Below are 26166 nucleotides of genomic sequence, written 5' to 3' on the forward strand. Positions count from 1 at the left end.
GCGGCGAGCGAGAGCTTGCCCCCTAGCGCGGAAAGAAAAGCCTTAAGTGTGGTGTGTCTTTACATACCTGAGTTTTTCCTATACACTGATTCGTTGCGCTGGAATCTGGATTTTCGGTGCACATTTAGCCTTTCGGGTTGGTGATGGCAAAACCGACTTGACAAGGTGATTTTGTGCATTCTGAACCCAGACACTCCACAGCAGACCGAATGCTAAAATTACCAGCGGTTTTGTTGCTCGTCGGCCAGGGCGAGTAGCAATCCGCGTGAGGTGCTGGAAGGACCCATCTTGGCAGTCTCCCGCCAGACCAAGTCAGTGGCCAATATCCCCGGAGCCCCGAAGCGATACTCGTTTGCAAAAATTAGCGAGCCTATCGCCCTGCCGGGCCTCCTTGACGTACAACTCGATTCCTTTGCTTGGCTCGTCGGCTCGCCGGAATGGCGCGAGCGTGAGCAGGCTGAGCGCGGCGATAACGCACGCGTGACGAGCGGCCTTGAGGATATCCTCGAAGAGCTCTCGCCGATTCAGGACTACTCGGGCAATATGTCCCTGTCCTTGTCGGAGCCTCGCTTCGAGCCGGTGAAAAACACCGTCGATGAGTGTAAAGAAAAGGACATCAACTACTCCGCGCCGCTGTACGTGACCGCAGAGTTCATCAATAACGACACCCAAGAGATTAAGTCGCAGACCGTCTTCATCGGTGACTTCCCGATCATGACTGATATGGGTACCTTCATCGTGAACGGTACCGAGCGCGTCATCGTCTCCCAGCTGGTGCGTTCCCCGGGCGTGTACTTCGATCGTTCCATCGATAAGTCCACCGAACGCCCGCTGCACTCCGTGAAGATTATTCCTTCCCGCGGTGCTTGGCTGGAGTTCGACGTGGACAAGCGCGATACCGTCGGCGTGCGCATAGACCGCAAGCGCCGCCAGCCGGTAACCGTCCTGTTGAAGGCGCTGGGCTGGACCGAGGAGCAGATCAGGGAGCGCTTCAGCTTCTCTGAGCTCATGATGTCCACCCTAGAATCTGACGGTGTATCCAACACCGATGAAGCGCTGCTGGAGATCTACCGCAAGCAGCGCCCAGGCGAGCAGCCTACCCGCGAGTTGGCGCAGTCCTTGTTGGATAACTCCTTCTTCCGCGCTAAGCGCTATGACCTTGCCAAGGTTGGCCGTTACAAGGCCAACCGCAAGCTGGGCCTTGGCGGCGACCACGACGGTCTGATGACTCTGACCGAAGAAGACATCGCCGTCACCCTGGAGTACCTGGTACGCCTGCACGTGGGCGAGCGTGAGATGAAGGCGCCAAACGGCGAGATGATCTCGCTGAACACCGACGATATCGACCACTTTGGTAACCGTCGTCTGCGCACCGTGGGCGAGCTCATCCAGAACCAGGTCCGCGTGGGCCTGTCCCGCATGGAGCGCGTCGTGCGCGAGCGCATGACCACCCAGGACGCTGAGTCGATCACGCCGACGTCCCTGATTAACGTGCGTCCGGTCTCTGCTGCTATCCGCGAGTTCTTTGGTACCTCCCAGCTCTCGCAGTTCATGGACCACAACAACTCCCTGTCTGGCCTGACCCACAAGCGCCGCCTGTCCGCGCTGGGCCCAGGCGGTCTGTCCCGTGAGCGCGCCGGCATTGAGGTGCGAGACGTGCACGCTTCGCACTACGGCCGCATGTGCCCGATTGAGACCCCCGAGGGTCCGAACATTGGGTTGATTGGTGCGCTGGCGTCCTACGCCCGCGTGAACCCCTTCGGCTTCATCGAGACCCCGTACCGCAAGGTCGTTGACGGCAAGGTTACGGACCAGGTGGAGTACCTCACCGCTGATGAGGAGGACCGCTTCGCCATTGCTCAGGCCGAGGTAGAGCAGGACGAGGAAGGCCGTTTGATCGGCGAGCGCATCGAGGTCCGCCTGAAGGAGGGTGACATCGGAGTGACCGATGCCTCCGGTGTGGACTACGTTGACGTTTCCCCGCGCCAGATGGTCTCCGTTGGTACCGCCATGATTCCGTTCTTGGAGCACGACGATGCTAACCGTGCCTTGATGGGCGCGAACATGCAGAAGCAGGCGGTCCCGCTGGTTCGCTCCGAGGCCCCACTGGTGGGTACCGGTATGGAGCAGCGCGCCGCATATGACGCTGGCGACGTCGTCATCACGCCAAAGGCCGGTGTGGTGGAAAACGTCACCGCTGACGTCATCACCATCATGGACGATGAGGGCCAGCGCGATACCTACATCCTGCGCAAGTTCGAGCGCACCAACCAGGGCACCAACTACAACCAGACCCCGCTGGTGTCCATGGGTCAGCGGGTAGAGGCCGGCCAGGTTTTGGCCGATGGCCCGGGTACCCACAACGGTGAGATGTCGCTTGGCCGTAACCTGCTGGTTGCGTTCATGCCGTGGGAAGGCCACAACTACGAGGACGCCATCATCCTCAACCAGCGCATCGTGGAAGAAGACATCCTGACCTCCGTCCACATCGAGGAGCACGAGATCGATGCTCGTGACACCAAGCTGGGCGCCGAAGAAATCACCCGCGAGATTCCAAACGTCTCCGAGGACGTCTTGAGCGACCTCGATGAGCGCGGCATCATCCGCATCGGTGCTGACGTTCGTGCCGGCGATATCCTGGTGGGTAAGGTCACCCCGAAGGGGGAGACCGAGCTGACTCCGGAAGAGCGCCTGCTGCGCGCCATCTTCGGTGAGAAGGCCCGCGAGGTTCGCGATACCTCCATGAAGGTTCCGCACGGTGAGGTGGGCAAGGTTATTGGCGTTGCTCGCTTCTCCCGCGATGACGATGACGACCTGGCACCTGGCGTCAACGAGATGATCCGCGTCTACGTTGCGCAAAAGCGCAAGATCCAGGACGGCGATAAGATGGCCGGCCGCCACGGCAACAAGGGTGTTGTGGGCAAGATTTTGCCGCCAGAGGATATGCCGTTCATGGAGGACGGCACCCCGGTGGACATCCTGCTGAACACCCACGGTGTGCCGCGTCGTATGAACATCGGCCAGGTTCTTGAGCTGCACTTGGGCTGGTTGGCTCACGCTGGTTGGAAGGTCGACACCGAGGATCCGGCTAATGCCGAGCTGCTCAAGACCTTGCCGGAAGAGCTTTACGATGTCCCAGCGGACTCCCTGACCGCCACCCCGGTCTTCGACGGTGCTACCAACCACGAGATCGAGCGCCTGTTGGCATCGTCCCGCCCGAACCGCGACGGCGACGTACTGGTCAACGAGCACGGTAAGGCCACGCTTTTCGATGGCCGGTCCGGCGAGCCGTACAAGTACCCCATCTCCGTGGGCTACATGTACATGCTCAAGCTGCACCACTTGGTCGATGAGAAGATTCACGCCCGTTCCACTGGTCCTTACTCCATGATTACCCAGCAGCCACTGGGTGGTAAGGCTCAGTTCGGTGGCCAGCGCTTCGGCGAGATGGAGGTGTGGGCAATGCAGGCTTACGGCGCTGCCTACACCCTGCAGGAGCTGCTTACCATCAAGTCCGATGACGTGGTAGGCCGCGTGAAGGTCTACGAGGCCATCGTGAAGGGCGACAATATTCCAGATCCGGGCATCCCTGAGTCCTTCAAGGTGTTGCTCAAGGAGCTGCAGTCCCTGTGCTTGAACGTGGAGGTTCTTTCCACTGACGGCACCCCGATGGAGCTGTCTGGCTCTGATGACGATGACATGGATAGCCCATCGCTTGGCATTAACTTGTCCCGCGATGAGGGTTCTTCCGCTGACATCGCCTAAATAGATTCTCGGTCCACTGCGGAATGCACGGTTCCGGTGTTTAACACCGGGGCCGCCGCGGGCGGGCAATAAAGATTAATTCATTAAAAGCCATCAATTCCTCACATGACGAGGATGAAAGGGAGACATTACGTGTTTGACGTAAATCTCTTCGACGAGCTCCGCATCGGTCTGGCCACTGCTGACGATATCCGTCGCTGGTCTAAGGGCGAGGTTAAAAAGCCCGAGACCATTAACTACCGCACGCTGAAGCCGGAAAAGGACGGCCTGTTCTGCGAGCGCATTTTCGGACCTACCCGTGACTGGGAGTGTGCTTGTGGTAAGTACAAGCGCGTCCGCTACAAGGGCATCATCTGTGAGCGTTGCGGCGTTGAGGTCACCAAGTCCAAGGTGCGTCGTGAGCGCATGGGCCACATCGAGCTGGCCGCTCCGGTAACCCACATCTGGTACTTCAAGGGCGTTCCTTCCCGCTTGGGCTACCTGCTGGACCTGGCACCGAAGGACCTTGAGCGCATCATCTACTTCGCTGCCAACATCATCACCTCCGTTGATGAAGAGGCTCGCCACAACGATCAGTCCACTCTGGAAGCAGAAATGCTCCTGGAGAAGAAGGACGTTGAGGACGAGACCGAGTCCGAGATCGCAGAGCGCGCTTCCAAGCTCGAGTCCGACTTGGCGGAGCTGGAGGCAGCCGGAGCGCGTGCCGATGCCCGCAAGAAGGTACAAAACGCTGCTGATAAGGAAATGCAGCACATCCGCGAGCGCGGCGAGCGGGAAGTCGCACGCCTGGATGAAATCTGGAACACCTTCTTGAAGCTTGCTCCGAAGCAGATGGTCATCGATGAGACCATCTACGAAGAGCTGGTTGACCGCTACGAGGATTACTTCACCGGCGGCATGGGTGCAGAAGCCATCCAGACCTTGGTCCGCAATTTCGACCTCGAGGCAGAGGCTGAGGAGCTGCGCGAGATCATCAACAACGGCAAGGGCCAGAAGAAGATGCGCGCGCTTAAGCGCCTCAAGGTCGTTGCCGCATTCCTTAACTCCGGCAACGACCCGGCAGGCATGGTGCTGGACGCTATTCCGGTTATTCCGCCTGAGTTGCGCCCGATGGTGCAGCTCGACGGTGGCCGCTTCGCCACCTCGGACCTGAATGACCTGTACCGCCGCGTTATCAACCGCAATAACCGCCTGAAGCGCATGATCGACTTGGGCGCACCAGAGATCATCGTGAATAACGAGAAGCGCATGCTGCAGGAGTCTGTGGACGCGCTCTTCGATAACGGCCGCCGTGGCCGTCCGGTTACCGGCCCGGGCAACCGCCCGTTGAAGTCCCTGTCTGACTTGCTCAAGGGCAAGCAGGGCCGTTTCCGCCAGAACCTGCTGGGTAAGCGCGTGGACTACTCCGGTCGTTCCGTTATTATCGTCGGCCCGCAGCTGAAGCTGCACGAGTGTGGTCTGCCGAAGCTGATGGCACTCGAGCTGTTCAAGCCTTTCGTCATGAAGCGCTTGGTCGAAAACGACTACGCCCAGAACATCAAGTCTGCTAAGCGCATGGTGGAGCGCCAGCGCCCAGAGGTGTGGGACGTGCTGGAGCAGGCCATTTCTGAGCACCCAGTGATGCTCAACCGTGCGCCTACGCTGCACCGCCTGGGTATCCAGGCCTTCGAGCCGAAGCTGGTTGAGGGTAAGGCTATTCAGCTGCACCCGCTGGCTTGTGAGGCGTTCAACGCCGACTTCGACGGTGACCAGATGGCAGTTCACCTGCCGCTATCCGCCGAGGCACAGGCAGAGGCTCGCGTGCTGATGCTGGCTTCCAACAACATCCTGTCCCCGGCATCCGGTAAGCCACTGGCTATGCCGCGTCTGGACATGGTGACCGGCCTGTACTACCTCACCATGGACAAGGCAGAGGACGAGATTGGTGGCAACGGTCGTTACCGCGAGGCTGGCGAGGACTACCCGGCAACGGGCGTGTACTCCTCCTACGCCGAGGCCCTCATGGCCTACGACCGCGGCACGGTTGGCCTGCAGGCACCGATCAAGGTCCGCATCGATCACCTGCGCCCGCCAGAGGACATCGAGGCAGAGCTCTTCCCTGATGGCTGGTCCAAGGGCCAGGCATGGTTGGGCTACACCACCATCGGCCGCATCATGTTCAACGAGCTGCTGCCGTGGAACTACCCGTACCTTGAGGGCATCATGGTCCGTAAGGGCGGCGGCACCGACGGCAAGGTGCTCATTGGTGACGTGGTCAATGACTTGGCCACCAAGTACCCAATGATCACCGTGGCCCAGGTTCTGGACAACATGAAGGACGCTGGCTTCTACTGGGCAACCCGTTCCGGTGTGACCATTACGATGTCTGACGTGCTGGTGCTGCCGAATAAGACCGAGATCCTCGAGTCTTATGAGAAGGAAGCAGAGCGCATTGAGCGTAAGTACTGGGAGCAGGGTGCACTCACGGAGCGCGAGCGTTATGACCGCCTGGTAGAGCTGTGGAAGGACGCTACCGATACCGTCGGTGAGGCCGTTGAGAGCATCTACCCGGATTACAACCCAATTCCAATGATTGTGAAGTCGGGTGCTGCCGGTAACATGCGTCAGATCTGGACGCTGGCCGGTATGAAGGGCATGGTTGTGAACTCGCACGGTGATTACATCACCCGTCCGATTAAGACCTCCTTCCGCGAAGGCCTGTCCGTGCTGGAGTACTTCAACAACTCCCACGGTTCCCGTAAGGGTCTGGCCGATACCGCGCTGCGTACCGCTGACTCTGGCTATCTCACCCGTCGTCTGGTGGACGTTGCTCAGGATGTCATCGTCCGCGAAGAGGACTGTGGCACCCGCCAGGGCGTGCGCGTTCCTATCGGCGAGGTCTCCGGCGACAAGGTCGTCCTCTCCGAGCTGTGGGAGACCTCCGCTTCCGGTCGCGTGCTTGCTACGGACGTCAAGGACGAGAACGGCGAGGTCGTTGCAGAGGCCGGTGCAGACCTGACCGAGGAGCTCACGCAGAAGCTTCTCGATGCCAAGGTCACCGACGTCAAGGTCCGCTCCGTGCTGACCTGCCAGACCCCGGCCGGTGTCTGTGCGAAGTGCTACGGCAAGTCCATGGCGTCCGGCCAATTGGTCGACATCGGCGAGGCCGTCGGCATCGTGGCTGCACAGTCCATTGGTGAGCCTGGTACCCAGCTGACCATGCGTACCTTCCACCAGGGTGGTGTCGGTGGCGACATTACCGGTGGTCTGCCGCGTGTGCAGGAGCTCTTCGAGGCTCGTAACCCGAAGAACCGCGCACCGATTGCTTCCGTGGACGGCACCGTGTCCCTGTCCGATGAGGGCAACTTCTGGACCATGACCATCACCCCGGATGACGGTTCTGATGACGTGGTTTACGAGAAGCTCTCCAAGCGCCAGGGCCTGGCCCAGGTGCGTCGCCCGATGGAGTCCAACCCGGATGCGATGATCGAGCGTTCCTTGAAGGACGGCGACCACGTTGAGACCGGTGACCGCTTGATGCGTGGTGCGGCTGACCCGCACGACGTGCTCGAGGTTCTGGGTCGTCGCGGTGTGGAGCAGCACCTCATCAACGAGGTGCAGGCCGTGTACCGCACCCAGGGTGTGGCCATCCACGACAAGCACATCGAGATCATCATCCGCCAGATGCTGCGCCGCGGTACCGTCATCGACGCCGGTACCACGGAGCTGCTGCCGGGCAACCTGATCGACCTTTCTGAGGCCAAGCAGATGAACGCTGCACAGGTTGCAGAAGGCGGCGAGCCGGCGCAGCTGCGCTCGGAGATCATGGGTATTACCAAGGCCTCCTTGGCTACCGAGTCTTGGCTGTCCGCTGCTTCGTTCCAGGAGACCACGCGTGTGCTTACCGATGCCGCTATTAACAAGCGCTCCGATAAGCTCATCGGCCTCAAGGAAAACGTCATCATCGGTAAGCTGATCCCGGCCGGTACCGGTATCTCCCGTTACCGCAATATCTCCGTCAAGCCGACCGAGGCTGCGCGCAACGCCGCTTACTCGATTCCGACTTACGGCGATTCCATCTACGGTGATGACGGCTTCGGTGAATTCACCGGCGCTTCCGTTCCGCTGGATGAGGACTTCACCTTCTAAGTCCTAGGCGCTCGTGCCCCCTCGGCCGTGCCCCCTCGGCACCGCGTCCAGTCAGAGCCCCCGCTTCCGTGCACACGGTAAGCGGGGGCTCTTTCAGGATATTTCTCTATTAACGCAGATGGCCTATAAATATTTTGATTTTCAAATATGGGCTTTAAATTGGGATACAATTTAACGTCACTTTGAACGAGGATCGTTTTTCAGAATTTCTGGAAGGGGATCGCTCGCCGAAAAATATTGAAGAACGTTAGGATCCAAGCAATTAAGTAATTCAAAAATTTCCTTCCGGTAGATGCTGCAATCGATATCGATCAGTGACTCTTGGTGGCTAATTCTATTTCTAAGCAAAACGGCGTGATGCATGATAAAACTAGCTCGATCAGGGGAAATACTCTTAGGGCCCGATGACAGCGCCCGGCTAGTTATCTCTTTGTACACGGACTTGAGATTCGTATAGGTGGTCTCGTTAGGGTAATACTTGCGGGTGCCATCGGGGCGAATTGTCGGTTCTCGGTAGAAGAAAGCTTCCTTCCATTGAGTTAAGGTGACTTGGGCAATAATGTCATCGCGGTTAATGGGTTGACCTTTTCGCGGATGAGTTCCTTCGATGAGCCCGGTTCCGTTGTCGCGAATCCCTTTAGCATTCCTGGCTTTTCCTAGGGCTCTGTTTGCAATTTGTTGGCTGACTTTGGAGAGCGGGAAGGATACATTGCAAGTGGGATGTTCAATCCAATTTTTATTGCTTTGAGGCTCCTGCTCATCGCTCCATTCATCGATCGCTTTGCAAATCTTGTTTCTGAGGACAATCTCAAAAACGGATAATAAGTTCCAAAGCGCCGCAGATAGTTGAAGGTCCCACCTATAAAGCGTGAGGGCTCGACCAGCATGATTTCCCATTTGGGTTAAATATTTTTCAGTGCGCTGTTCTCCCAACGTCTGTAGTACATGCTGTTCATGTCTGGATCCGTGCATTGCTTCGTCTTCCTCGGCATCGCGGATTAGGTGATCTTGTCATAGTGTGCTTTTTGGTCTATTCTCGGAATGGAGAGAGTGATATAGCCACCTAGGATCTTAATTCACTCCAGTAGGAAGGGCCACGTTCGAACACCGGTTACAAACCGAAGCATCGGACGGGGCCCTTTCGTTTTGAGAGCGTCTGATGGATTGTGTATAGGTTTCCCGTTACTGGGAGCCCAATTCGGCCGCCGAATTGGTTGTGAGGACCCGTATGCGTGCCTGCTAGTATGAGTAAAGCCTGTGGCCCAGATTAGTAAAAATGTGGGCCTTGGACTACTTGATTTAAACCATTACACGGGAGCTTTAAGAATCTGTGGGTCCGTGGGGCGCACAGGCCGCACCGGCGCAGAAATGAAGGCTGAGATACTGCGATATGACGCGGTGAACCGTTGAACCTGATCCGGGTAATTCCGGCGAGAGGGAGGAAATAATGACTACTAATGCAGCTGCGTCCGCAGCGCCAAAGCGCAACCTGAACTGGCGCGTGGTGGATATTGTGGTGGCATCCGTCTTGGGTGTTGCCTGTGGCTTCGTATTCTTGGGCTGGAATGCCGTGGGCTATGCCTGGTATGAGGCCATGGATGCGCTCACGCCGGGGCTTGGTGGCTTGGCCACCGGTATCTGGCTACTGGGCGGCATCCTGGGTGGATTGGTCATCCGCAAGCCGGGTGCGGCAGTCTACGTGGAGGTCCTTGCCGCGACGGTGTCGGCCGTCTTGGGCTCGCAGTGGGGTATTAGCACCCTGTACTCGGGCCTGGCACAGGGTATTGGCGTGGAGATCATCTTTGCCATCTTCATGTACCGGCAGTTCAACCTTGGGGTGACCATCCTGGCCGGTATGGCAGCAGGCTGGGGCGCTTTCGTCCTGGAGCTGTTTACCTCCGGTAACCTCGCGAAGTCCTTCGAGTTCAATATGATTTACTTGGTCACCCTGACCATTTCCGGTGCTATCTTGGCGGGCGCCCTGGGCTTCTACCTGGTGAAGGCATTGGCAAAGACCGGTGCCCTTGACCGCTTTGCAGTAGGCCGCGAACAGCGCGCTTAGGGTCTAGATTGCCGTGACTGATTTTTCACGCTTAGCAGGAAATGCCACAAAAATCGCGGCCCGCGGTTACGGGTGGACCCACGCTGGGCGTTCGCAACCGGCGCTGCAGGACATAGACCTTGTCATCGAACCCGGTGAGAAGGTCTTGCTGTGCGGGGATTCCGGCTCCGGAAAGTCCACGCTTTTGGCGGCGATCGCCGGCGTCTTGGGCTCTGACGAAGAAGGCACGCGCACCGGCGAGATCACCTTGGAGGATTCGGCGGGCACGGTCGAAGAACCGGGCCGGACCATTCCGGTGGGTTTGGTCCTGCAGGATCCGGATTCGCAAGTTATCTCCGCGCGCGTGGGCGATGATATCGCCTTTGGCTGCGAGAACCTGGCATATCCGCGCGAGGAGATCTGGCGCAGGGTGCGCCAAGCCCAAGAGTTGGTAGGCCCATATGTGGACCTGGATTTTCCCACCGAGCACCTCTCCGGCGGGCAGAAGCAACGCCTGGCACTGGCCGGGGTCATCGCCATGGGCGCGGGCGTGGTTCTATTGGACGAGCCCACCGCCAACCTGGATCCGGAAGGGGCGGGGGATGTGGTGCGGGCCGTCGGCAAGCTGGTAGAGCACACGGGTGCCACCTTGGTGGTAGTCGAGCATCAACATGCGGCGTGGGAAGGCGTGTTGGACCGCGCGGTAGAGCTGAAGGATGGGCGCATTATTTCTGATGGCCCCTTTGCTGACGCCGCCCGCAAGCGCCAGGTCACCGGCCTCCCGCAGGCGCGGTCGCTGGCAAGCGATGCCCTCGATGAGTCCAACGCCGCGTTGTGGAGCAAGGATTTGGTAACCCGCTATGGTCCGCCGCGGTCCATCTCCCTGCCAGCGGGGGGCTCGACCGTTATTACCGGCCGCAATGGCGTGGGAAAATCGACGTGGCTGATGACTATGGCGGGGCTACTTCCGGCCGAATCCGGGGAAATCGGGGTCGCTGACTTCATCCGCCGCGGCGTCAAGGGCCCGCCTTCCCGGTGGAAATCCCGCGAATTGGCTGACCGCATTGGTTTCGTCTTCCAAAATCCGGAACACCAATTTGTCGCCCGCAGCGTGGAAGAGGAATTGCGGGTCGCGCCCAAGGTCATGCGCGTCGATCCCCCAGAAAAGCGCATCGCGCAGCTGGTGGAATCGCTGCGCTTGGGGCACTTGCTCAAGGCCAATCCGTTTACGCTATCCGGTGGCGAAAAACGCCGCCTTTCGGTCGCAACGGCCCTGGTGACCGCGCCGGAGGTGCTGCTTTTGGACGAGCCGACCTTTGGCCAGGATCCCGGCACCTTCGTGGAATTGGTGGGGCTCTTGCGCCAATTGGCCGATGACGGCATCACCATTGCCTCCATTACCCATGACCCGCTGTTTATAGAGGCCTTGGGTGACCACCAGGTGGAGGTGCGCGGTGCCTAATCTCTTGCGCAACGTCAACCCGCTAACCCGCATCTTCCTGATGTTCGTCTGGGTTACGCCGCTGCTCGCCTCCATCGACTGGGTATCGGCGGCGCTATCGCTGAGCCTGACGCTCATCCTGGCGCCGCTGTGCGGTGTGTCCTGGGTGCGGTTGTGGAAGGCCGGCTGGTTCTTATTCCTCATCGCCCCGCTATCGGGCATTTCCATGCTGCTGTATGGCGCGCCCGGGGGAGAGGAGTACTTCAGCTGGTGGCTGATTACGGTGACGGAAAATTCGCTCACCCTGGCCATCGCGATCACGCTGCGTGTGCTCGCGGTCGCCCTACCGACGGTGGTGCTCGCGCGCGATATCGATCCCACCGAGCTTGGCGATGCCCTCTCGCAGATCCTCCGCCTTCCCTCCCGCTTCGTCATTGGTGCTGTGGCCGGCGTGCGCATGATGACGCTGCTGAAATCCGATTGGCAATCGCTCGGCATGGCGCGCAGGGCCCGCGGGCTTACGGATGAAGGTCGATTCAAGCACTTGCTTACGATGTCCTTTGGCCTATTGGTCATTGCCCTGCGCCGCGGCGGCAAGCTTGCGACGGCGATGGAAGCGCGCGGATTTGGGCGCACCCCACCCGGAGGAGGGGAGCGGACCTGGGCCCGAGAATCCAGGTTGCACGCCCGCGATGGGTGGGTGATGGCCTGCGGCCTCGCCCTTGCTTGTGTACCGGTGGTAACTTCGGTACTTACTGGGGCCTGGAGATTCTTTGGCCTTTAATCCGCGAAAGCAGTGATTCAAGCACTATGGACATTGATGCCGAACAAGAGCGCCTCTTGGAGGACATCGTTAAGCTAGCAGCCTCGCGAAAGCGTGCGTTTAAACCCATCACGGTGCTTATCGATGGCCCCTCTGGCTCCGGCAAAACCTGGACCGCCGCCACCTTGGCAGATCGCACCAATTGGCGGGTGGTTCACCTCGATGAATTCTATCCCGGCTGGCATGGCTTGGAGAAGGGCTCCGAGATGGTGGGCGAGCAAGTCTTGCGCACCATGAATCCCGGCTATTGGCGCTGGGATTGGGAAGCCAATTGCCCCGGTGACTGGGCCAGCCTCGACGTGCGGGATGATCTCATCGTTGAGGGCGTTGGCTCCGTGACCGCGGACAACATTGCGGCCGCGAAAAAGCGCGGCGCGGTAGTAACCGTGCGCATCGATGGCCCCCGCGAGCAGCGCTATGAGCGCGCGATTGCGCGCGAGCCGGCCTACGAAAAGTGGTTTGCCACTTGGGAAGAACAGGAAAAATCCTACTTTTCTGACAAGGCTGCAGAGCCAGACCTGACGTGGGAGTGGGAGTAGTCCCTCCGCGCCGCCGGCAGGATAGACTACCGGTTTTGTGTTCATGGCGCTGGCTTTGCTAGTCTTAGCGCTAGTTCACTATGTACTGCGCGCCCTGTGTGAATATGGCGCGCAAAGAACATGGTGAAAAGTCTGATCCTTAACAAGGCGCCCGCCTTGGGAAGAGTTCTGGACATGCGGAAGCGCCCCGGGAAAGAGCGCCTATTTTTGCATGTTTGGTTCCCTTCTTAAGAAGTGGTGCAATTCGACAGAAAGACTGTTTAATGCCAACTATTCAACAGCTGGTCCGCAAGGGCCGCCAGACCAAGCGCAAAGAGGTCTCTACCGCTGCGCTGAAGGGTTCCCCGCAGCGTCGTGGCGTGTGCACCCGCGTGTACACCACCACCCCGAAGAAGCCGAACTCCGCTCTTCGTAAGGTTGCTCGTGTGCGCCTTACCAGCGGCATCGAGGTTTCGGCCTACATCCCAGGTGAGGGCCACAACCTGCAGGAGCACTCCATGGTCCTCGTTCGCGGCGGCCGTGTGAAGGACCTTCCAGGTGTTCGTTACAAGATCATCCGTGGCTCCCTGGATGCCCAGGGCGTCAAGGACCGTAAGCAGGCTCGTTCCCGTTACGGCGCAAAGAAGGGACAGTAATAAACAATGCGTAAGAATGCTGCTCCGAAGCGTCCTGTAGTAAAGGACCCGGTATACAACTCCGAGCAGGTAAGCATGCTCGTCAACAAGATCCTCCAGGACGGCAAGAAGTCCACCGCAGAGCGCATCGTCTACGGCGCGCTTGAGGCTTGCCGCGAGAAGACCGGCACTGACCCGGTTGGCACCCTTGAAAAGGCCCTGGGCAACATCCGCCCGGACCTCGAGGTTCGCTCCCGCCGCGTGGGTGGCGCTACCTACCAGGTGCCGGTTGAGGTCCGTCCGGACCGCGCCAACACCTTGGCACTGCGCTGGATGGTGACCTTCACCCGTCAGCGTCGCGAGAACTCCATGATCGAGCGTCTCGCCAACGAGATCCTGGATGCCTCCAACGGCCTCGGTGCTTCCGTGAAGCGCCGTGAGGATACCCACAAGATGGCTGAGGCTAACCGCGCCTTCGCTCACTACCGCTGGTAATTTTTCAGCACCTTCATCAATGGCCTAAGCAACGAGAAACGAGTTTCGCGCTGATTTCCGGGTTCCCCGGCGGCGACACAAAACTTCATATCTCTTGCTTGGGCCATTTTGGTGGCACAGGGTGTGATTTAGTCCAGCACAGCTGGGCTAGTCCAGCGCATTCGCTTTGTGTCCAGTACACTGAAGCGATGGAAGTCTAGGAGCCGCTGGGCACCTAGCACGGCCACACAATGGCAAACTTTTCAAGAACTTATCCATGCAGGCGTCTTAGCCAGGTTTCTGGTCACGGCGTCGACGACTATCAAGTTGGGGTATAAACGTGGCACAAGAAGTGCTCAAGGATCTGAACAAGGTCCGCAACATTGGCATCATGGCCCACATCGATGCTGGTAAGACGACCACCACCGAGCGTATTCTCTTCTACACCGGTATCAACCGTAAGGTGGGCGAGACCCACGACGGTGCATCCACCACTGACTGGATGGCACAGGAAAAGGAACGCGGCATCACCATTACCTCGGCTGCCGTGACCTGTTTCTGGAACAACAACCAGATCAACATCATTGACACCCCGGGTCACGTTGACTTCACCGTTGAGGTTGAGCGCTCCCTGCGTGTCCTCGATGGCGCCGTCGCCGTCTTCGACGGTAAGGAAGGCGTGGAGCCACAGTCCGAGCAGGTGTGGCGCCAGGCCGCTAAGTACGACGTTCCGCGCATCTGTTTCGTCAACAAGATGGACAAGCTGGGCGCAGACTTCTACTACACCGTTGACACCATCGTTGAGCGCTTGGGTGCCAAGCCGCTCGTTATGCAGCTGCCTATCGGCGCTGAGGATGACTTCGACGGCGTTGTTGACCTGCTGAACATGCAGGCCATCACCTGGCGCGGCAAGGTCGAAACCGGCGCTGAGCCAACCTACGAGGAGATCCCTGAGGACCTCAAGGAAAAGGCTGAGCAGTACCGCGAGCAGCTGGTTGAGGCCGTTGCAGAGTCTGATGAAGAACTCATGGAGAAGTACTTCGGCGGCGAAGAGCTCTCCATCGACGAGCTGAAGGCCGGCATCCGTAAGCTGACCATCAACTCTGAGATTTACCCGGTCTACTGTGGTACCGCTTACCGCAACAAGGGTGTCCAGCCACTGCTGGATGCTGTTGTGGACTTCCTGCCTAACCCGCTGGACGTGGGCGAGGTTATCGGCCACGCTGTGGGCGATGAGGACCAGCAGCTTACCCGTAAGCCTTCCGTTGAGTCTTCCTTCTCCGCACTGTCCTTCAAGATTGCAGCTCACCCGTTCTTCGGTCAGCTCAACTTCGTGCGCGTGTACTCCGGCCAGGTCACCCCTGGTACCGAGGTCATGAACTCCACCAAGGGCAAGAAGGAGCGCATCGGTAAGCTCTTCCAGATGCACGCCAACAAGGAGAACCCGGTGGAGCAGGCTGACGCCGGCAACATCTACGCCGTTGTTGGTCTGAAGGAAACCACCACCGGTGACACCCTGTGTGACAAGAATGACCAGATCATTCTTGAGTCCATGGACTTCCCGGACCCGGTTATCAAGGTCTCCATCGAGCCGAAGACCAAGGCCGACCAGGAGAAGCTGGGTAACGCCATCCAGAAGCTCGCTGCCGAGGACCCAACCTTCACCGTTGAGCTGGATGATGAGACTGGCCAGACCGTCATCGGCGGTATGGGCGAGCTACACCTCGACGTGCTGGTTGACCGCATGAAGCGCGAGTTCAAGGTCGAGGCAAACATCGGTAACCCGCAGGTTGCCTACCGCGAGACCATTCGCCGCAAGGTGGAGTCCATCGACTACACCCACAAGAAGCAGACTGGTGGTTCCGGTCAGTTCGCAAAGGTTATCTGCACCATCGAGCCGTACAACCCGGACCCAGAGACCTTGGAAGAGGGCGAGTCCGCAACCTACGCTTTCGAGAACGCCGTGACCGGTGGCCGCGTGCCGAAGGAATACATCCCTTCCGTCGATGCTGGTATCCAGGACGCAATGCAGTACGGCTACCTGGCTGGCTTCCCGATGGTCAACATCAAGGCAACGCTGGAAGACGGCGCTTACCACGACGTTGACTCCTCTGAGATGGCCTTCAAGCTGGCCGGCTCCCAGGTATTCAAGGAAGCTATGGCCAAGGCAAAGCCGGTTCTGCTGGAGCCAATGATGGCCGTTGAGGTTGTTACCCCTGAGGAGTACATGGGTACCGTTAACGGTGACATCTCCTCCCGTCGTGGCCAGGTCTTCGCCATGGAAGACCGCTCTGGCGCCAAGGTCGTCAAGGCCAAGGTTCCGCTGTCTGAAATGTTCGGCTACATCGGTGACCTGCGTTCTTCCACCGCAGGCCGCGCTAACTTCACCATGGTCTTCGACTCCTACGCTGAGGTTCCTTCCTCCGTGGCTCAGGAGATCATCGAAGAGCGCACCGGCGGCGCTAACTAATAGAGACGCCCCGCCCGTTCAGCGGTGGCTAAGGGCTGGTAGTCTCTGCCAGTAGATGCCAGCCTCACCGCTAAATGTGGCAACTGGGCCAGGGTAGCGGCGGGCTGAGTTTGCAGCTAAAACCATTGGTTGTGAATTGAGCCGGCCGTTACCCTCCCAGGATCCTTTATTTGAGACTCTTGTTGAGGGAAATGGCCGCGAAGATTCGCGGGGTTACCTCCTATAATGGCGGTTTGAAAAAACCGCGGGATAAATCTAGGATCGTGTAACTGGCACGTAAAGAAAGCGTCATTAGCGCTTTGTCCCAGATATTGGGTCAGGTGCCAATGACAACTGTCAACCACGTGGCTGCGAAGGTCGTAGCCACCATATAGTCCAGGAGGACATACAGTGGCAAAGGAGAAGTTCGAGCGTACGAAGCCGCATGTGAACATCGGCACCATCGGACACGTCGACCACGGCAAGACCACCACCACCGCAGCGATCACCAAGGTTCTGGCTGACCAGTACCCTGAGGAGAACCAGGCATTCGCGTTCGACATGATCGACAAGGCTCCTGAGGAGAAGGAGCGCGGTATTACCATTAACATCTCCCACGTGGAGTACTCCACCCCGAAGCGTCACTACGCACACGTTGACGCCCCGGGCCACGCCGACTACATCAAGAACATGATTACCGGCGCGGCTCAGATGGACGGCGCTATCCTGGTTGTTGCTGCAACCGATGGCCCGATGCCGCAGACCCGCGAGCACGTTCTGCTTGCTCGCCAGGTTGGCGTTCCTTACATCCTCGTTGCACTGAACAAGTGCGACATGGTTGATGATGAGGAAATCATCGAGCTCGTGGAGATGGAGATCTCCGAGCTGCTCGCAGAGCAGGACTACGATGAGGAAGCTCCTATCGTTCACATCTCCGCTCTGAAGGCACTCGAGGGTGACGAGAAGTGGGTACAGTCCATCGTTGACCTGATGGATGCCTGCGACAACTCCATCCCTGATCCGGAGCGCGCTACCGATCAGCCGTTCTTGATGCCTATCGAGGACATCTTCACCATTACCGGCCGCGGTACCGTTGTTACCGGCCGTGTTGAGCGTGGTCGTCTGAACGTCAACGAGGACGTTGAGATCATCGGTATCCAGGAGAAGTCCCAGAACACCACCGTTACCGGTATCGAGATGTTCCGCAAGATGATGGACTACACCGAGGCTGGCGACAACTGTGGTCTGCTTCTGCGTGGTACCAAGCGTGAGGACGTTGAGCGTGGCCAGGTTGTTATCAAGCCGGGCGCTTACACCCCTCACACCAAGTTCGAGGGTTCCGTCTACGTCCTGAAGAAGGAAGAGGGCGGCCGCCACACCCCGTTCATGAACAACTACCGTCCTCAGTTCTACTTCCGCACCACCGACGTTACCGGTGTTGTGAACCTGCCTGAGGGCACCGAGATGGTTATGCCTGGCGACAACGTTGAGATGTCTGTTGAGCTCATCCAGCCTGTTGCTATGGACGAGGGTCTGCGCTTCGCTATCCGCGAGGGCTCCCGCACCGTCGGCGCTGGCCGCGTTACCAAGGTTCTCGACTAATCGAGGCTTCGTAACCGCTCAGTAGAGCTTTAAGAGTCCGCTGCACCGCATACCGGTGTGGCGGACTTTTTTGATCCCTACTCGCGCCTTGAGTTGGAGAGGTCGCTGGCTACAGGCAGTGCTGGTGCTTTAGTGGCTTTTTCTGCACTCCGAGGGAACTGTAGGGCCAGCTTAAGACTACTCACGCCGCTAGAGGCCTGAATGCAGCGATATGGCTGTGCCAGGGTGGAGGCCATCTCGGAGGCCTTTAGCTGCAGGCGCCATTGGCGCGGGCCGCTCCTAGGTAGGAGTTGTGATGTCTAGTGACTTTTTGGACTCGGAGTCCATTGACTTTTTGGACGCGGAGTCCAGTTAGTTTTTTGACGCGGAGTCCAGGAAGTTTATGGACAGGATGTCTAACGACTTTTTGGACTCTGGCTTCTTGACAATGTGGGGATGGCAATTCCCATTACTCTCCGCAAGAAGATAGCGGATTTCGACCCCATCCGTGAGGGCATCACGGTCCAGCAGTTCTGCAAGAACATCGGCGTATCGAAGCAGACGTACTACAACATCAAAGCACGTATCGCCGAACGCGGGCGGGCTGGCATCGTGCCCGACAGCACGGCACCGCTGAACCCGCGACGGGTCTACGATGACAAGATTCGACAACAGGTCCTGCAAGCTCGCGGTACGTTAAGAGCCCGCGGCCAAGACTGCGGCCCATGGTCAATCTTCTACTTCTTCCTCGACGAACTCGGCTACGACCAACCACCGTCACGAGCTTTAATCGCACAATGGTTGCACGAGGCTGGCGTCGCTGACATCAATGCACGTAAACGACCGCGTAAGTCCTACAGGCACTTTGCCAGGGGCGAAGTCAATGAACTGTGGCAGATCGATGCGTTTGCCTACAGACTCTTCGATGTGCCTCACACGCAAGTGACTATCTACCAAGTCGTCGACGATGCCAGCCGCTTCGACGTCGGCTCCCAAGCTTTTGGAACTCCAGAAAACGGCACCGATGCCCGCATCACGCTAAGTGGAGCCATTGATGCTTACGGACTTCCCCAAGAAGTCCTCTCTGACAACGGTGATGCCTTTGCCACCTACCATCGCGGCCGGCTGTCGCAAACCGAACGCTGGCTCGCCAGCCTGGGAGTTCAATCAAGTGCGGGCTTTGCTCCCACGACGCAAGGCAAAGACGAGCGATCGCACCAAACCATGACCAGGTTTTTGGATGCTCGTACCCCGACGACGCTGGCGCAGGTCCAACAGCTGATTGTCGACTACCGCAACTTCTACAACACACGCCGTCGCCACCAAGGACTTCTCAGGGGCAAGATGCACATCACCCCAGCCCAAGCCTGGGAGATTATCTCGCATGCCCAGCCACCGACGCAGCCGATTGACCCAGATGTTTTATGGACAAAAATCGCGAAACAATATCACCGGATTCACCCCGACAACCAGGCAGATGCTTTAGCAGCCGACACAGTGGTCGCGACAGATAATGCCCTGCCTGAAGTTGCAGCTTCAGACAGGGCACCAAGTAACGACACTCAGGCGATCCAGCAAGATACACCCCATGCCGATTCCTCAACCGTAATGCCAAGCTCTACCGGTGTAAATGCATTCTGGCCTATCCCGGACAAGCTGTGGATCAACAAAAGCGGGGTGGTACGCGTTATGGGGCACGGCCTCTACGTCGGGCTGCGCTTCAAAAATCGAGCCATCTACAGCAGCGTAGCCGATGACTATGTGGAATTTTTTACTGATCACGACGGTGAGAAACTGTTTTCATTTCCGCTACCGATCCAACTGAATCAGCGTCCACCCGGCGGTCAAATCAACATAAACCACGTTGTCGGCATGTGGCACCGACAACCCCCAGAGCTAAAACCCAACCTCTCTGGGCCACGGCCAAGCCGCCGGAAGAAGCCAAGCTAGCACCAGTACAAAAACTCCGTGGACTCCCCGTCCAAAAAGCGGGGAGACTCCGCGTCCACAAAGTCCCAAGACTCCGAGTCCACAAAGTAGCTGGACTCCAAGTCCAAAAACCTCATGGACATAACACTCCTAGGTAGGAGTCGCAATGTGTTTGCTCTAGGGCACCCGTGTAGTAGCGAGTCCGATAAGCTGCCGGACGGTCTGCGCTGACGGCTAATGGGCCGCCAACGCGAGCCAGTCTCGCTGCCCACGCCTGGGCAGCGAGTTTGTCCCCTTAAGTTGGATCCTGTTGGGGTTTGCAGGGTCCAAACACACCCAAACACAAAGGAAGGCCTTCCACTACCTGCAGGCAGGTAGTGGAAGGCCTTTACCTAGTAAGGGAAGTAGTTATTACTTCTCCCAGCCGATGTTTTCCTTAGGGACGACGGCGAATCCAGGGGCACCCATGTTGGCGATACCCTTCTTCAGGCCGACCATCACTGGGCCGTTAGCGTACGGAAGCAGGCCGTACTCTGCAAAAGCTTCGGACTCGAGCTCGTTAATGCGCTCGATTTGCTCATCGCGGGTCGGCAGCTTCTGCATCTCTTCGATCTTCTTGTCAAACTCTTCGGTACCGGTAGAAGACTTGTTCAGGGTCGAGTCGCTAGCGTAAGTCTGGCCGAAGTATGCTGCGCCGAATGGGTCACTTGCAGCGAAGCCGGAGAGGAAGAGGTCAAAGTCGCGCTCGTTGCTGATCTTGGAGAAGTCAGAGCTCGGGCGCTCCTCAATCTTCAGCTCGATGCCGGCGTCCTTCAGCATCTTTTGGACTGCGGTAGCCGTTGACTTGGAGACCTCGTCATCGCCGATAAGAACGTAGCGCAGAGACAGCTTGTCGCCGTCCTTTGCGTAGTAGCCGTCATCGCCCTCAGAGTAGCCGGCGTCTTCCAGCAGGCTCTTAGCCTCTTCGACGTCGTACTCGAGGACCTCAGAGAGGTTGTCCTTGTAGCCGTCCTGGGTTGGGTAGAGGGTCAAGGAACCAGGCATTTCCTCTTCATAGCCCAGGCCGTTGTAGCGGATTTCCGCGAGCTGGTCGCGGTCGATGGCTGCAAAGACTGCGTGGCGAACATCCTTATCAGCCAGCTGTGGGGCCTTGGAGTTCAAGGTGAAAAGGACGCTAGCGGGACGTGTAGCTGCGCGGACGTCGATGGAATCACCCATGTCTGCGGCGATGGTGAGGTTATTCTTGCTGCCGACACCAGCGGCGTCGATCTCGCCGGCCTGGAAGGCGTTGATGGTTGCCTGGGACTCCATCACGCGGTAACTGACCTTATCGAGCTTCGGCTCATCGCCCCACCACTTCTCGTTGGGTACGAAGGAAACGCTCCCGCCCCGGAAGTCGGCATTTTCTACCTTGAATGGGCCCGCGCCGTACTGTGGGTTGAGCTTGCCCAAGTATTCCTGGTCAAATTTCTCGGCGGTATCGATCGCTGGGTGCAGGATGTCGTTGAAAAGTCCCTGCCACCATGGGTATGGGCTCTCGAAGGTGACCACGGCTTCCTTGTCGTTTTCGCCCTTCTCCACGGATTCGATCAGCTCGTAGCCGTCGGTGGAGTTGACCTGGACATCCATGTCCTTGCCGTTATTGAAACGCCAGGTGTTTTCGAAAGCGGTCCAGTCAATGGGCGTGCCGTCATTGAAGGTGGCTTCGTCGTTGATCTCGTAGGTCACGACGGTCTTATCGCCTTCGGTGGACTCATCTACCGAATCCAAGTAAGCGGGGTTCGGGGTGTAGTTACCTTCGCCGTCAAAGAGCGCCATTTGCGGGTTGTACCAGCTCCATACGGTGCGGGTATCCGTGGTCATATTGGCGTGGAAGCTGTTTTGCTGTTCAGTCAGCTCGCCAAGGGCGAGGGTCAGCTCACCGCCGTCCTTAATCTCATCGCGGTCTTTTTCGTTGTAGTCACCGGTGGGCTTGACGTCGATCTCTAGGCCACCGACTGCCTTTTTGGAGGAACCGTTACCGTCGCCATCGTCAGAACTCGAGCAGGCGGTGAGTGCGAGTGCCGTGGCGGAGAGAGTGGCAACCGTTGCTATACGGAAGCGACCGAACTTTTTCATGGGGATTACTCCTTGCGTGAGATGAAGATGAAGTTGGCATAAACGGAGAGTGAAGTAACCGCAAACTCCAACTGTGTGAATAACTATACAATATTCAAATTTGTGTCCGCAATCACTTTGAGAAAAGAAGGCGGGGCTAGGGGGTAGCTAGGCCCGAGACTTTTCCCTGCGTGCGCGGGCAACCTTGGGATCCGGATTCGGGATGGCATCCAGAAGTTTCTTGGTGTAGTCGTCCTGTGGGTTATCGAAAATCTCATCCGTCGAACCGGACTCGACGAACTTGCCCTTGTACATCACCGCAACGCGGTCCGAGAGGTGGCGCACAACGGAAAGGTCGTGGGCAACGAAGAGATAGGACAGGCCCAGCTTTCGCTTCAGGTCCTCGAGCAGGTTAATGACACCCGCCTGGATGGAGACGTCCAAGGCGGAGACTGGCTCATCCAGCACGAGAACCGAAGGACGCGTGGCTAGGGCGCGCGCCAACCCGATTCGCTGGCGCTGGCCGCCAGAAAAGTGGCTAGGGAAGCGGTCCAGCTGCGAGGAATCGAGGCCGACCAGGTTCATGAGCTCATTCACGCGGGCATCGACATCGCCGTCATAGCCAAGCGAGTTGAGCGGTTCCGCGATGACCTCGCGCACGGTCAGGCGGGGGTTGAGCGAGCTCATGGGATCCTGGAAGACGATCTGGATGTCTTTGCGGGCCTCGCGGCGCTCGGATCCGCTCATGCCATTGGCGTCCTTGCCGTTGAGGACTACGGCACCGTTTTCTGGGTCCAAGTCCATGATCTCCAGCAGGGTGGTGGTCTTACCGCAGCCGGACTCGCCGACGATGGCCAGGCACTCGCCTTCGCGGATATCGAAGGTAATGCCGTCGACGGCCTTGACGGTGCCCACCTTGCGCTTAATTAACGCGCCCTTGGTCAGCGGGAACTGCTTGCGCAGTTCGTTCACAGCGAGGGTAGTCTTGCGGTCCTCGCGGGGAACGTCGGCCAAGACGTCATCGGAAAGCAGCGGCGGCTTGAACATCAGCTCGCCGTCAATTTTGCGGTCGTGGATCTCCGGCGCGCGCAGGCAGGCGCTGCGGTGGGAGGTGGATTCGTCCTTGAGCGGAAGCAGGTTTGGCTCGCCGGTCAGGCACGCCTCTTGGGCGACGGGGCAGCGCGGGGCGAATTGGCAACGATCCTTTAGATCCACCAAAACCGGCGGGTTGCCCTCGATGGGGGTGAGGGGCTCCGAGGCAGAGGCATCGGGGCGCGGGGTGGAACCGAGCAGGCCCACGGTATAGGGCATGCGCGGGTTAGAGAAGATGGTATCGACATCGCCGTGCTCTACCGGCTGGCCGGCGTACATGACCATGACATCATCGGCGGTTTCTGCCACCACGCCCATATCGTGGGTAATCATGATGGTCGCGGCGCCGGTCTCACGCTGGGCTACTCGGATGACGTCTAGGATCTGGGCCTGGATGGTGACGTCGAGGGCCGTCGTCGGCTCATCGGCAATGAGCACGCGCGGGTTATTCGCAATAGCAATGGCGATGACCACGCGCTGGCGCATACCGCCGGAAAACTCGTGCGGGAAGGACTTCAGGCGCAGGTGGGGCTCGGGGATGCCCACCAGATCCAGCAGTTCGGTGGCTTGCTTAAGGGCGGCCTTCTTGCTGACGTCCTGGTGCGCCTGGATGGCCTCCACCAGCTGCGAACCAATATCGAAGACAGGGGTCAGCGCGGAGAGCGGATCCTGGAAGATCATGCCGATGCCATTGCCGCGGATGCCGGACATTTCCTTATCAGAAAGACCGAGGAGCTCGCGGCCATCGAATTTCACGGAGCCTTCTACCTTGGCGTAATCCGGCAGCAGACCCATGATGGACATGGAGGTCACGGACTTGCCGGAGCCGGACTCGCCGACGATGCCCAGGGTGCGACCGGGGTGCAGGTCAAAGCTGACACCGCGTACCGCAGAGACGGTACCTGCTTCAGAAGGGAAGCTGACGCGTAAGTCATTGACGGACAAGATAGGCGAAGTCATAGTTTACCTCCGGAATTGGAGTTGGGATCGAGTGCGTCGCGCAGACCATCGCCAATAAATGCCATGGAGACGGTCAGCAGCGTCAAGGTAGCGGCGGGGAAGTAGAACTGCCATGGGGCGGATTGCAGGGAGGCGGTGCCGCCCTGCAGCAAGGTACCGAGGGAGACATCGGGAAGCTTCACGCCCAAGCCCAGGAAGGACAGTGCGGTCTCAGAGCCCACGGTGCCCACCACGCCGAAGACGAACTGGATGATAAGCAGCGAACCAATATTGGGAATGACGTGGCGGATGATGGTCCGCATCTTGGATACGCCCATGTAGCTTGCGGCGCGGACGTAGTCCTGCTCGCGGACGGTAAGGGCCAGGGACCAAATCACACGGGCCTGGTACATCCAGCCGAAGGCGATAAGGACGACCATCAAAAGCTTCCAGTCACCGCCGGAGTCTGCCACCACAAGCGCAATGAGCAGGAAGGTCGGGATGGACAGCAGGAAGTGGATAACGGCGAGGACGGCCTTTTCTGCAATTCCGCCCCACAGCGCTGCGGCACAGCCGATGAATGCGGAGATGACCAACGTGGCAAAGGACACCACGATGGCGATGGTTAGGGACCTGCCAAGGCCGTGGATGGTTTGGGCATAAAGGTCATTGCCGGAATCGTTGGTACCGAACCAGTGCTCGGAGCTCGGTGGCTCAGACAGGGCGAGGAAGTCCGGTTCCGTGTAGTCCCACTGGGCAAAGAAATTGCCAAAAAGGGCGGCGAAGATAAGGAAGCCCAAGATAAACACGCCGACGGTGGCCAGCTTGTTGCGGAAGAAGCGGCGAATATACAGCTTGTACCGGGAAGTACCGCGGGGGACCTCCGGCAGGGTGGCCATGCGCTCGGCTTCTTCCTTGCTTACTGGATCCTCGGAGACGACCTCGGTGCGCGTAGAAACCTCGCCACGGGGCTGTTTCTTGGACATCTTTGGTTCTTTGGGATTTGTCATTTAGCTCACCCTTACTCGTGGATCCAAGGCGACAACAACGAGGTCTGCCAGGACGGCGGACACGGCCGTCATCGCGGCGCCGAATGCCGCCACGGCTACCGCGCCATTGATGTCGTTCTTACTGATGGTCTGGATGAAGTACTGGCCCATACCGTTCCAGCCGAAGATGCGCTCCGTCATCACGGCACCGGTGAAGATGCCGGGCACGGAGAAGGCGACAGACGTTGCCACCGGAATGATGGAGGTGCGCAGCGCGTGCTTGCGGATGGCCTGCTGGCGGGTAAGTCCCTTTGCGCGTGCGGTGCGGACATAATCCGCATCGAGGTTATCGAGCAGCAGCGTGCGCTGGGTCATGTGGTAGCTGGCGTAGCTGATGATCACCAGGGAAATCGTGGGCAAGACGAGGTGCTGCGCGGAGTCCAGGAGCTTGGGGAAGAATCCCTCGACCCCCAAGGACTTGGAACCGACGACGTAGAAGATCTTTTTGCCGGTCAAATCGTTGATCTCCAGCGCGGCCCATACGACGGCGATGGAGGCAACAACCACGTGGGTATTCATTGCAATGATGGAAATTCCCTGCCACACGCGGTCACCGGTCTTGTACTGGCGGGAGGCGGTGTATACACCAACGGCCACGCCGATGACGATGGAAAGGATGGTGGCCAGCAAGAGCAGCTGTGCGGATACCCAGATGCGGTAGCTGATCTCTTCGTTAACCATCTCACCGACCGGAGATTGTCCCCAGTCCCACTTCGTGAGGATATTGGTCAGCCAGGTCCACCAGCGCTCCAGGAGCGGGGTTTCTGGGCTGAGGTTATAAGGCTCGAGGAGGTTATTGATTTCCTCATCTGAAAGTGGTGGACGGCGCTCGGTGTAGTTCGAACGCGGGTCCAAAAACGAGGCCGCCAAGAAATAAGCCAAGTTAGTGGCTAAAAAGATCATGAGTAACCAGCCCAAGATCTTTTTGATCAAATACTTTGTCATGGGGAAATTCTCCGTGCGCGGTTAAGCAGGAAACAGTGCGAATAAATGTGAAGCCAACGATGGAGTCGTTGTATGTGACCAATCTAATAAGATATAAGCGAGCGCACAATTCACGTAGCCCCGTGATGTACATCGCCAATCAAACGACAGGTATTTTTTCAGTGTAGACGCTTAGGGCCTTAAAAAGAAAAATGGGATTCAGCTGCAGATTTTAAAACCTGAATTGTTCAACAGTTATAGGGAACGCTTACCTGAAAATA

Annotated in this window: 17 protein-coding genes; 11 read left to right on the forward strand and 6 right to left on the reverse strand. The window is 58.4% G+C overall.

What is annotated here, in order from left to right; genetic code table 11:
• Positions 1 to 270: 270 nt before the first annotated feature.
• Entirely contained in the window at positions 271 to 3765 is a 3495-nt protein-coding gene (gene rpoB, locus CACC_RS02025) for a DNA-directed RNA polymerase subunit beta (RefSeq protein WP_005276870.1), read from the forward strand.
• A gap of 132 nt (positions 3766 to 3897) precedes the next feature.
• Entirely contained in the window at positions 3898 to 7893 is a 3996-nt protein-coding gene (locus CACC_RS02030; RefSeq protein WP_035108290.1) for a DNA-directed RNA polymerase subunit beta', read from the forward strand.
• Between the two features lie 177 nt (positions 7894 to 8070).
• On the opposite strand, the gene CACC_RS02035 is transcribed toward CACC_RS02030, so the two are convergent.
• Positions 8071 to 8826, reverse strand: a complete 756-nt coding sequence (locus tag CACC_RS02035; protein ID WP_244262128.1) for a hypothetical protein — start codon at positions 8824 to 8826, stop codon at positions 8071 to 8073.
• 514 nt (positions 8827 to 9340) lie between these two features.
• Between CACC_RS02035 and CACC_RS02040 the strand changes: the two genes are divergently transcribed.
• From CACC_RS02040 to CACC_RS02080, 9 genes are all read left to right on the forward strand, one after another.
• On the forward strand, positions 9341 to 9955 hold the full coding sequence (locus CACC_RS02040; protein WP_005276874.1) for an ECF transporter S component: 615 nt from the start codon (positions 9341 to 9343) through the stop codon (positions 9953 to 9955).
• A gap of 13 nt (positions 9956 to 9968) precedes the next feature.
• Positions 9969 to 11396, forward strand: coding sequence for an ABC transporter ATP-binding protein (locus CACC_RS02045; RefSeq protein ID WP_005276875.1), 1428 nt, complete (start codon positions 9969 to 9971; stop codon positions 11394 to 11396).
• Complete coding sequence (locus CACC_RS02050; RefSeq protein ID WP_005276876.1) at positions 11389 to 12159, forward strand: energy-coupling factor transporter transmembrane component T family protein; 771 nt, start codon at positions 11389 to 11391, stop codon at positions 12157 to 12159. The genes CACC_RS02045 and CACC_RS02050 overlap by 8 nt, the downstream gene beginning before the upstream one ends.
• Positions 12160 to 12185: 26 nt before the next feature.
• Positions 12186 to 12737: a nucleoside/nucleotide kinase family protein gene (locus CACC_RS02055; RefSeq protein WP_005276877.1), complete on the forward strand. Its 552-nt coding sequence runs from the start codon at positions 12186 to 12188 to the stop codon at positions 12735 to 12737.
• 263 nt (positions 12738 to 13000) lie between these two features.
• Positions 13001 to 13372, forward strand: coding sequence for a 30S ribosomal protein S12 (rpsL, locus tag CACC_RS02060; protein ID WP_005276879.1), 372 nt, complete (start codon positions 13001 to 13003; stop codon positions 13370 to 13372).
• A 6-nt stretch (positions 13373 to 13378) separates the two neighbouring features.
• Positions 13379 to 13846 (forward strand): 30S ribosomal protein S7, encoded by a 468-nt coding sequence (rpsG, locus tag CACC_RS02065; protein ID WP_005276881.1) that lies wholly within the window; start codon positions 13379 to 13381, stop codon positions 13844 to 13846.
• A gap of 319 nt (positions 13847 to 14165) precedes the next feature.
• On the forward strand, positions 14166 to 16295 hold the full coding sequence (fusA, locus tag CACC_RS02070) for an elongation factor G (protein WP_023016729.1): 2130 nt from the start codon (positions 14166 to 14168) through the stop codon (positions 16293 to 16295).
• A gap of 390 nt (positions 16296 to 16685) precedes the next feature.
• Positions 16686 to 17876, forward strand: a complete 1191-nt coding sequence (tuf, locus tag CACC_RS02075; RefSeq protein ID WP_005276884.1) for an elongation factor Tu — start codon at positions 16686 to 16688, stop codon at positions 17874 to 17876.
• A 435-nt stretch (positions 17877 to 18311) separates the two neighbouring features.
• A complete protein-coding gene (locus CACC_RS02080) occupies positions 18312 to 19805 on the forward strand; it encodes a DDE-type integrase/transposase/recombinase (RefSeq protein ID WP_249852962.1) in 1494 nt (497 codons plus the stop codon).
• Here CACC_RS02080 and CACC_RS11620 read toward each other — a convergent pair.
• From CACC_RS11620 to CACC_RS02100, 5 genes are all read right to left on the reverse strand, one after another.
• Positions 19802 to 19927: a hypothetical protein gene (locus CACC_RS11620; protein ID WP_005280350.1), complete on the reverse strand. Its 126-nt coding sequence runs from the start codon at positions 19925 to 19927 to the stop codon at positions 19802 to 19804. The genes CACC_RS02080 and CACC_RS11620 overlap by 4 nt on opposite strands.
• A gap of 268 nt (positions 19928 to 20195) precedes the next feature.
• The gene (locus tag CACC_RS02085) at positions 20196 to 21902 is read right to left on the reverse strand and encodes an ABC transporter family substrate-binding protein (protein ID WP_005276887.1); all 1707 of its coding nucleotides are present in this window, start codon (positions 21900 to 21902) and stop codon (positions 20196 to 20198) included.
• A gap of 147 nt (positions 21903 to 22049) precedes the next feature.
• Positions 22050 to 23933, reverse strand: coding sequence for an ABC transporter ATP-binding protein (locus CACC_RS02090; protein ID WP_005276888.1), 1884 nt, complete (start codon positions 23931 to 23933; stop codon positions 22050 to 22052).
• Entirely contained in the window at positions 23930 to 24922 is a 993-nt protein-coding gene (locus CACC_RS02095) for an ABC transporter permease (protein ID WP_005276889.1), read from the reverse strand. The genes CACC_RS02090 and CACC_RS02095 overlap by 4 nt, the downstream gene beginning before the upstream one ends.
• Positions 24923 to 25906 (reverse strand): ABC transporter permease, encoded by a 984-nt coding sequence (locus CACC_RS02100; protein WP_005276890.1) that lies wholly within the window; start codon positions 25904 to 25906, stop codon positions 24923 to 24925.
• Between the last annotated feature and the right edge of the window lie 260 nt (positions 25907 to 26166).

It is taken from the genome of Corynebacterium accolens (assembly GCF_023520795.1).
GTDB classification, from domain to species: Bacteria; Actinomycetota; Actinomycetes; order Mycobacteriales; family Mycobacteriaceae; genus Corynebacterium; species Corynebacterium accolens.

Excerpts from the sequence above, each read along its gene's own strand:
- rpsL (WP_005276879.1), top strand. The coding sequence starts at position 13,001 with ATGCCAACTATTCAACAGCTGGTCCGCAAGGGCCGCCAGACCAAGCGC.
- CACC_RS11620 (WP_005280350.1), bottom strand. The coding sequence starts at position 19,927 with ATGTCCATGAGGTTTTTGGACTTGGAGTCCAGCTACTTTGTGGACTCG.
- CACC_RS02040 (WP_005276874.1), top strand. The coding sequence starts at position 9,341 with ATGACTACTAATGCAGCTGCGTCCGCAGCGCCAAAGCGCAACCTGAAC.
- rpsG (WP_005276881.1), top strand. The coding sequence starts at position 13,379 with ATGCGTAAGAATGCTGCTCCGAAGCGTCCTGTAGTAAAGGACCCGGTA.
- CACC_RS02085 (WP_005276887.1), bottom strand. The coding sequence starts at position 21,902 with ATGAAAAAGTTCGGTCGCTTCCGTATAGCAACGGTTGCCACTCTCTCC.
- CACC_RS02090 (WP_005276888.1), bottom strand. The coding sequence starts at position 23,933 with ATGACTTCGCCTATCTTGTCCGTCAATGACTTACGCGTCAGCTTCCCT.
- CACC_RS02095 (WP_005276889.1), bottom strand. The coding sequence starts at position 24,922 with ATGACAAATCCCAAAGAACCAAAGATGTCCAAGAAACAGCCCCGTGGC.
- CACC_RS02055 (WP_005276877.1), top strand. The coding sequence starts at position 12,186 with ATGGACATTGATGCCGAACAAGAGCGCCTCTTGGAGGACATCGTTAAG.
- CACC_RS02080 (WP_249852962.1), top strand. The coding sequence starts at position 18,312 with ATGGCAATTCCCATTACTCTCCGCAAGAAGATAGCGGATTTCGACCCC.
- CACC_RS02100 (WP_005276890.1), bottom strand. The coding sequence starts at position 25,906 with ATGACAAAGTATTTGATCAAAAAGATCTTGGGCTGGTTACTCATGATC.